Genomic DNA, 7,977 nt, shown 5'->3' on the forward strand with positions numbered 1-7,977 from the left:
GCGCTGCCCTCCCGACCTGTGGGACCACTCCGAGCGCTCTCGCCTCAGCGACCTGCACCACGACGAGCGCCCAGGCTTGGACACTCAGGTCCGCCTGCGCGACTCTCAGGGCGATCGCCGCGACATCCTCTCCGCGGCGCTGGACGGCGGACGCGGGCCGGGTGCTCCGCGGCGCTGGTGGCGCCCGCGCCGGACGCTCGACGTCGTCGTCCGGGAGCCCTCGAAGGTCCCAGGGTCCGCGCCGACCACCTCGCGGCACCCGAGGTCCGAGCGGCGGCGCGCTGAGCCGCCCTGTCAGGGTGGACCAGTCGCGGTGGACCTGTCGCGGTAGACCTGACGCGGTAGACCTGACGCGGTGGACCCGGCGCAGACCGCACCGAGACCCGCCACGACGCGCGGTCCTCGCCGACCCACCAGGAGGACGACATGCCCGGACCAGCAGACCAGCCTCGTCGGACCGCGGTGCGGGACGCAAGGGTCTTCGACGGCCGGCAGGTGCTGCCGCCCACCACCGTCGTCCTCGACGGCGCCCTGATCGGCACGGGCACCGGCGGGGCGGAGGTCGTGGACGCCGGGGGTGCCGTGCTCGTCCCCGGCCTCGTCGACGCGCACGTGCACCTGCACGGCCGCGAGAGCCTCGAGCAGCTGAGCGCCTGGGGCGTGACCACCGCGCTCGACATGGGCACCTGGCCGCCGTCGCTCGTCGACTCGCTGCGCGGCGTGGCCGGTCTCACGGACATCCGCGGCGCCGGCGCGCCCGCCGTCGCGCCCGCCGTCCGCGACACCCGGATGCCGGGCCTCCCGGCTGACGCCGTCGTGGCCGGCCCGGAGGACGCCGAGCGATTCGTCGACCAGCGTGTGGCCGAGGGCTCGGACCACGTCAAGGTCATCCTCGACCGCCCGGGGCCGACGGCGCTGGACCAGGCGACGCTCGACGCCCTACGCCCTCGTCCGGGTGGCGCACGCCCGTGGGCGCCGCGTCGTCGCGCACGCGACGACCACCGGGACCGTCGTGGCGGCGCAGCAGGCGGGCGTCGACGTCGTCACGCACGCGCCGCTGGACGCCCCGCTCGAGCCGGACGACGCGTCGCGGATGGCGCTCGAGGGCCGGCTCGCCGTGCCGACGCTGACGATGATGGAGGCGACGGCCCGCAACCTCGGGCTGGACTACGGCCATGCCCGCGCGAGCGTCACCGCGATGCACGCGGCGGGCGTGGTCGTGCTCGCCGGCACTGACGCCAACGCCGCCCCCGGCGTCCCCGCGTCCGTCCCGCACGGGGAGAGCCTCAGCCACGAGCTGGAGCTGCTCGTCGAGGCGGGGCTGTCCCCGCTGGAGGCCCTGCGCGCCGCCACGGTGCTGCCGGCGCAGCACCTGGGCCTCGGCGACCGCGGCGCCGTCGAGCCGGGCCTGCGGGCCGACCTGGTCCTGCTCGACGGCGACCCGCTCGTCGACATCACCGCCACCCGCCGCCTGCTGCGCGTGTGGTGCGGTGGCGTCGAGCGCGAGGTCGCGGCGGACGCGAAGGCGTGAGCCGGCTGGAGAGCTCGTCGACGTCGAGCACGACCTCTCGGCCCCCGCGCTCACGGACCTTCGTCGGCGGGGAGGCCAGCGCGACAACCCGGCCCTGGTCCTCGGGATCCGCACGTCCACCTCCCCCGGCGACGTCGGTGCGGCACTGCGTACCCTTCCGGAGGTCGCTCCGCGTCGTCGAGGAGCCGCACACCGCCACGACAGATCGGCCGGCCATGACCAGCGACGCGTCGGAGTCCCGGGGCGAGGTGACGTCCCGGGACGGCACGCGCATCGGGTTCCTGCGTCGGGGCACCGGGCCCGGGCTCGTCCTCGTGCAGGGCGCCACGGGTACCGCCGAGCACTACCGCGAGCTGGCGGCCGCGCTGTCACCGCACCTCACCGTGTACAGCCCCGACCGCCGCGGCCGCGGGAGGAGCCCGAGGCCCTACGACGGCAGCCACGACATCGCCCGGGACGTCCAGGACGTCGAGGCCGTCCTCGCCGAGACCGGGGCCCGCGGTGTCTTCGGCCTCAGCTCCGGGGCGGTGATCACGCTGGAGGCGGCCAGGACGCTGCCGCAGATCACCCGGGCCGCGGTGTACGAGCCGCCGTTCTACCCCGAGGGCTTCCCGTGGGCGCTGGTCCGCCGGTTCGAGGCGGAGGTCGACGCGGGTGACCTGCCCTCCGCGCTGATCACGTCCCTGCGCGCCGCCGGGACGGCCCCGGCGCCCGTCCGGGTGCTCCCCCGACCCGTCCTGCGGCTGCTGGCGGCCGGCGTCCTCGCCGCCGACGCCCGCACGCCGGGTCCGCGGTACCTGAGGTTGCGCCGGCTCCTCCCGGGCATCCGCTACGACTTCGCCGCGGTCGGCGGCATGGACGGCAAGGTCGCGACCCTCGCGTCCGTGCAGCAGCCGGTGCTCCTGCTCAGCGGGACCAGGAGCCCCGCCTTCCTGCAGCAGAGCGTCAGGACGCTGGAAGACGTCCTGCCCCGGGCCGAGCGCGTCGAGCTCGACGGGCTGAGCCACTCCGGCCCGTGGAACCGCGCCCGAGGCGGCCGCCCCGCCGTCGTCGCGCACGCGCTGCAGCGCTTCTTCGCCTGACCGTGGTGCGTGAGCGCGGGGGCGCGCCCGGTGGCGGCCCGGCCCGGGAGCGGGTCGCCCCGCAGGTGCTGCGGGTGGCGCGGGTGGCGATCTTCACCGGTCTGCTGGCCACGCTGGACTCCACCGTCGTGGCCGTGGCGCTGGCCACGATCGGCCGCGACCTGGGGGCGGGCCTGGGCTCGGCGCAGTGGGTGGTCACCGGGTACCTGCTGGCGCTGGCCGTGTCGCTGCCGGTCAGCGGGTGGCTGGTCGAGCGCGTCGGTGAGCGTCGGGTCTTCCTGCTCGCCGTGGGGACCTTCGCGCTGACCAGCGTGGCGTGCGCGGCGGCGTGGAGCCTGCCGGTGCTCGTCGTGCTGCGCGTCGCGCAGGGCGTCGCCGGTGGACTGCTGGTGCCGCTGGGGCAGGTCATCGTCACGCGGGTGACCCCGGACGCACAGCTGGGTCGGGTGATGAGCCTGGTCGGGGCCCCGGCCGCGCTGGGCCCGGTGCTCGGCCCCGTGCTGGGCGGGGTGATCACCTCGGCCGCCTCCTGGCGGTGGGTGTTCCTGGTCAACGTCCCCGTGGCCGTGGTGGCCCTGGTGGTGGGGGCGCGACGTCTGCCGCGCGAGGACCCCGACCGCCACCGGCGACCACCCTCACGGCGGTCGCCGGAGCAGCCGGTCGAGGCCGAGCGGCTGGACGTCGTCGGGCTGGCGCTGCTGTCCCCGGGCCTGGCCCTGACGACCTACGCCCTGTCCACCCTGGGCAGCACGTCCAGCGCCGGGGCGGACCCGGGCGGGAGCACCACGTCGCCGGGGCTAAGAGTGGCCGTCGCCGCCGCCGGGCTCGCCGCCCTGGCCGCCTTCGCGGTGTGGAGCCTGCACCGTCCACGCAGGGGGCCCCGGGCGGCGCTGGTGGACCTGCGCCTGCTGCGCCGGCGGCCCTTCGGCCCGGCGGTGCTGCTCGCGCTGGTCTCCCGCGTGGTCGGCGACGGCTCGGTGGTGCTGGTCGCCCTCTACCTGCAGCAGGTGCGCGGGGCCGGCCCCCTGGGCGCGGGCCTGCTGTTGATCCCCCAGGGCGTCGGCGCGGTCCTCGGGCTTCGCTGGGCGGGGCTGCTCGTCGACCGCCGCGGCCCGCGCACCACCGCGGTCGTCGGCTCGCTCCTGCTCGCCGTCGCCACCGTGCCGCTGGTAGTGGCCCCGGCCCTTCCCACCGCCGCGCTGCTGGGTGTCCTCGCCGTCCGGGGACTGGGCACCACTCTGGTGGGACTGCCCCCCGTCGCCGGGGCCTACCAGGGCATGGACCGCTCCCGCGCCCCCCGCGCCACGACCACGCTGAACATCGCCCAGCGCCTGGGAAGCCCCCTGGGCACCGCCCTGCTCGTCACCGTGGTCACCCTGCCCCAGGGCTACCTGGCCCCCTTCAGCGCCGCCTTCGCCGCCGCCCTGCTCGCCAGCCTCGCCCTGGCCGGCCTCAGCCTGCTGCTGCCCGGCCGAGGCCGATGACGGAGACCCGCGGAGTAGGCGCCCACGGCTGCAGCGCCGACCGTGCGGGTCGCTGGGCTGTGCTCGGGCGGTCCGCCAGAGCACCCGGCGACAGCCCCTTCGGACGTGGCGGAGGTCCCGGGTCTTGTCATCGGGGTTTCTGTGGGTCCAGCGGTGTGGGCCGGACCGGGCTCGAGCCGAGCGGCGCACCGCCTGCAGGGGCCGGGGCCTCGGCGGGGTGCTCGGCGTGCTCGGTGGCGGCCCAGGCGGCCAGCAAGGACAGGGCCTGGGCGGTGGGTGATCCCGGTTCGGCGGAGTACAGGGTCAGGCTCAGGCCCGGCGCGGACAGCCTCTCCAGGCCTTCGTAGGCGAGCTCGAGATCACCGACGGCGGTGTGGTGGAACGTCGTGGTGCCGACCCCGTGCAGGCGGACGTCGTGGGCCGACCACAGGGCGGCGAAGTCGGAGCTGCGGGTGGACAGCTCTCCGACGAGGTCGTGCATGGCCTTGTCGTGGGGTGCCCGGCCGGCCTCGGTCCGCAGGATCGTCACGCAGATCCGTGCTGCGGCGTCCCAGTCGGGGTAGGAGGTGCGGGAGTCGGGGTCGAGGAAGGTGTACCGGGCGAAGTTGGGTGGGCCGCCGGCGCAGGCGGCGGGGCTGTCGTACAGCGCCGAGTGCATCGCCCAGCCCAGCAGGTTGGTCGCCAGCAGGTCCATCCGTCCGTTGCGGACGATCGCCGGTCCGCCGGTGATGGTGTCCAGGGCCCACTGCCGGCCCACCGCAACGAAGCGAGCAGCGTTAGGTTGACGCCGTGGCCGACGACGAGACGTGTGACCTGCTGTGCCTGGACCTGCCGCACGCCGACGCGGTGCGGACCGCGCTGCCCGCGGCGCCGACCCTGGAAGGTGCCGCGGCCACCGCCAAGGCTCTCGGCGACCCGACCCGGATGCGGATCGCGCTGGCCCTCGCCACCGGCGGGCCGATGTGCGGGTGCGACCTGGCCTGGGTCACCGGCCTGGCGGCGAACCTGGTCTCCCACCACGCCCGCGTCCTGCGCTCGTGCGGGTTGGCGTCCTCCCGCCGCGACGGCAAGCTCGTGGTCTACCGGTTGACCGCGCTCGGGCGGGAGCTGCTCGGCGTCCTCGGCGTCCACGGGGCCACCGACGGCGCACCGACCCAGCAGCCGGTCCAGGGCCGGCCCGCCGGACCGGTCGACCTCGCAGGTCCGGTGGTGGCGTGATGGCGAGGACCTCCCGCGTGCCCGCGGCGACCGGTGACCCGGGGCGCCGGGCGGTGCTGACCCGGCGGGTGCGCCTGGTCGTGGCCGCCACGATCACCTGGAACGTGGCCGAGGCGGTGGTCGCGATCACCGCCGGGCGGATGGCCTCCTCGGCCGCCCTGGTCGGCTTCGGTCTGGACTCCGTGGTCGAGGTCGTCTCGGCGGCCGCGGTCGCGTGGCAGTTCGCCGCCCCCGACCCGCAGGCCCGCGAACGGACGGCGATGCGGGTGATCGCGGTGGCCTTCGTCGCCCTGGCGGCCTTCGTCACGCTCGACGCCGCGAGGACCCTGCTGGGGGCCGCCGAGGCCGAGCACTCGAGCGTCGGGATCGCACTGGCCGCGCTCAGCCTCGTCGTGATGCCGTTCCTGTCGTGGTTCGAGCGCCGCACCGGTCGTGAGCTCGGGTCGGCCTCGGCGGTCGCGGACTCGAAGCAGACGCTGCTGTGCACCTACCTGTCCGGGGTGCTCCTGGTCGGGCTGCTGCTGAACAGCCTGCTGGGGTGGACCTGGGCGGACCCGCTGGCTGCCCTGGTCATCGCCGCTGTCGCCGTCAAGGAGGGCCGCGAGGCGTGGCGCGGTGACGCCTGCTGCACCCCGGTCGCCGCGGTGACCGCGCCGGCGCACGGCCACGCCGACCCCGGCGTTCGAGCAGTCCTCCCGGCAGGTGGTGGCTGCTGCACCGCTGGGTGCTGCACCCCGACGCCGGCGGGCAGCGACACCTCGCCCCGGCCGCCCTCGGGCGCTGCCCGGTGAGCGGACACGCCCACGCACCGGCTGCCGGCGGCGGCGCGGGGTCGCAGCGGACCCGGCTGGTGGTGGTGCTGGCGTCGACCTCGACCGTGATGGTCGTCGAGGTGATCGGCGCACTGGTCTCCGGGAGCCTGGCGCTGGCGGCCGACGCCGGGCACATGCTCACCGACGTCGCCGGCCTGGCCATCGCCCTGGTCGCCGCGACGCTGGCGCTGCGCCCGGCCACCGCCCGACGGACCTGGGGCTACCGGCGCGCCGAGGTCCTCGGCGCCAGCGTGCAGGCCTCGGTCCTGCTCGCCGTCGGGATCCTCGTCCTCGTCGAGGGCGTACGACGCCTGGTCGACCCCCCACCGGTCCAGGCCACCGCCGTGGTCGTCTTCGGCGCCGTCGGACTGGCCGTCAACGTCGTCGGCCCGTGCACAGCTGGTCGGCGACGGTGGGGGTGGTCCTGGCGTTCTACGCCGTCAGCTGCCTCGTGATGGTCGTCGCGCGAGGCGGCTGCCGCCGGGGCTCCTGCGCGATGTCACCGAGCTCGTGCCGGCCTGCGTCACCACGGCACGACGCCTGCTCCGGTGCGACGCCGTGCCCGGCGCGCGAAGCTCGCCGTCCTCCTCGCTGTCGGGTGGGTGCTGTCCCCCATCGATCTCCTGCCGGAGTTCCTGCCGGAGTTCCTGCCGGTGATCGGGCCCCTGGACGACGTCGCCGCCGTCGTGCTGCTGCGCTACGCCGCCCGATCCGTGGCCCGCCCGTCCTCCTCGGCGCCTGGCCTGCCCGCCCCGACCTCCTCGACCGTGTCCTCGACGGCCGCCGAGGACGACGAGGGCCACGCCCGAGACCGTCCGCGGGCTGCGCACCCGTGCCCGGGTGGCGGTGGACGACTCCTGCCACAGTGGTGCGGACGGCCGGACCCGTCCCACGGTGGCGGACGACGGTGAGGAGGACGGTGTGGCGAGCGGTCGCACGAGACAGATCCTGGCCGAGGTCGCCGGCGGCGGCGTGGACGTCGCCGAGCTGCCCGGCGCGCTGGTCGCCCGCTGCGCGGCGGCGCTGCCGATCACCGGGGTCGGGCTGATGCTGATGACCGACGCCGGCCCGGCGGGCACGGTCGCGGCCTCCGACGGCCCGGCCGGGGCCCTGGAGGAGCTGCAGTTCACCCTCGGCGAGGGGGCCTGCGTGGACTGCTCGCGCACGGGGCGGCCGGTACTGGTGGCCGACCTCGCCGCGCAGGGGCCGGGCCGGTGGCCGGCGTTCACCGGGGAGGCGCTGGCGGCGGGGGTGGCCGCGGTGTTCGCCCTCCCGCTGCGGGTCGGGGGGATCCGGCTGGGGGTGCTGGACCTGTACCGGGAGGTGACCGGGCCGCTGGCCGGGTCGGACCTGGCCGAGGCGCTGGCGTTCGCCGACGCCGCCACCGCGGTGCTGCTGCACCTGCAGTCCCACACCCCCGAGGGCGAGACGGCCCTGGGCCCGCAGACGATCCCGGTGTTGGACGACCGGGCGCAGGTCCACCAGGCCACCGGGATGGTCTCGGTGCAGGCCGGCGTCTCCCTGGCCTCGGCGCTGCTGCTGCTGCGGGCCCACGCCTTCGCGACCGGTCGCCCCGTCGCCGACCTGGCCCACGACGTCCTGACCCGGCTCGTGCACTTCCGCTCCGACGACACCACCTGAGCGCGCCGATGGTGCCGGCCGGTGCTGACGCCGACAGACCGGTGTTGACGCCGGTGGGCGGGCCGGTCTGGGATGGCCGGTGGTGCCGGCCGGGATGGTCCCGGGGGACCGGCAGGGTGGTCACAGATCCGCGGCGCCCACACCGCCGTCGCGGGAGAGGAGAGGGACGACATGGACGGACCGCAGCGGCTGGCCGAGGTGTTCGTGGA

8 protein-coding genes and 1 pseudogene are annotated in these 7,977 nt (G+C 76.3%); 8 read left to right on the forward strand and 1 reads right to left on the reverse strand.

The genetic code is table 11. From position 1 onward, the window contains the following. Positions 1–426: 426 nt before the first annotated feature. The 3 genes and pseudogenes from WDZ17_RS17485 (at position 427) to WDZ17_RS10050 (ending at position 4,097) form a co-directional block, all read left to right on the forward strand. Positions 427–1,531 (forward strand): annotated as a pseudogene (locus WDZ17_RS17485) (amidohydrolase family protein). 215 nt (positions 1,532–1,746) lie between these two features. After that, a complete protein-coding gene (locus WDZ17_RS10045) occupies positions 1,747–2,613 on the forward strand; it encodes an alpha/beta fold hydrolase (RefSeq protein ID WP_339575015.1) in 867 nt (288 codons plus the stop codon). 5 nt (positions 2,614–2,618) lie between these two features. Continuing rightward, positions 2,619–4,097: a DHA2 family efflux MFS transporter permease subunit gene (locus WDZ17_RS10050; RefSeq protein WP_339575016.1), complete on the forward strand. Its 1,479-nt coding sequence runs from the start codon at positions 2,619–2,621 to the stop codon at positions 4,095–4,097. A gap of 127 nt (positions 4,098–4,224) precedes the next feature. Here WDZ17_RS10050 and WDZ17_RS10055 read toward each other — a convergent pair whose 3' ends face one another. Beyond that, positions 4,225–4,854: an MmyB family transcriptional regulator gene (locus WDZ17_RS10055; protein WP_339575017.1), complete on the reverse strand. Its 630-nt coding sequence runs from the start codon at positions 4,852–4,854 to the stop codon at positions 4,225–4,227. A 32-nt stretch (positions 4,855–4,886) separates the two neighbouring features. On the opposite strand from WDZ17_RS10055, the gene WDZ17_RS10060 reads away from it, so the two are divergent. The 5 genes from WDZ17_RS10060 (at position 4,887) to WDZ17_RS10075 (ending at position 7,768) form a co-directional block, all read left to right on the forward strand. Further along, the gene (locus WDZ17_RS10060) at positions 4,887–5,315 is read left to right on the forward strand and encodes an ArsR/SmtB family transcription factor (protein ID WP_339575018.1); all 429 of its coding nucleotides are present in this window, start codon (positions 4,887–4,889) and stop codon (positions 5,313–5,315) included. After that, the gene (locus WDZ17_RS10065; protein WP_339575019.1) at positions 5,315–6,106 is read left to right on the forward strand and encodes a cation efflux transmembrane domain-containing protein; all 792 of its coding nucleotides are present in this window, start codon (positions 5,315–5,317) and stop codon (positions 6,104–6,106) included. The genes WDZ17_RS10060 and WDZ17_RS10065 overlap by 1 nt, the downstream gene beginning before the upstream one ends. A gap of 59 nt (positions 6,107–6,165) precedes the next feature. Continuing rightward, a complete protein-coding gene (locus WDZ17_RS10070; RefSeq protein WP_339575020.1) occupies positions 6,166–6,582 on the forward strand; it encodes a cation diffusion facilitator family transporter in 417 nt (138 codons plus the stop codon). A 147-nt stretch (positions 6,583–6,729) separates the two neighbouring features. Continuing rightward, entirely contained in the window at positions 6,730–7,038 is a 309-nt protein-coding gene (locus WDZ17_RS17490) for a YkvA family protein (protein ID WP_422631931.1), read from the forward strand. 10 nt (positions 7,039–7,048) lie between these two features. Then, on the forward strand, positions 7,049–7,768 hold the full coding sequence (locus WDZ17_RS10075; protein WP_339575021.1) for a GAF domain-containing protein: 720 nt from the start codon (positions 7,049–7,051) through the stop codon (positions 7,766–7,768). The last annotated feature ends 209 nt before the right edge of the window (positions 7,769–7,977 follow it).

The sequence above is a fragment of the Pseudokineococcus basanitobsidens genome (assembly GCF_037482545.1).
In the GTDB taxonomy this organism is placed as follows: Bacteria; Actinomycetota; Actinomycetes; order Actinomycetales; family Quadrisphaeraceae; genus Pseudokineococcus; species Pseudokineococcus basanitobsidens.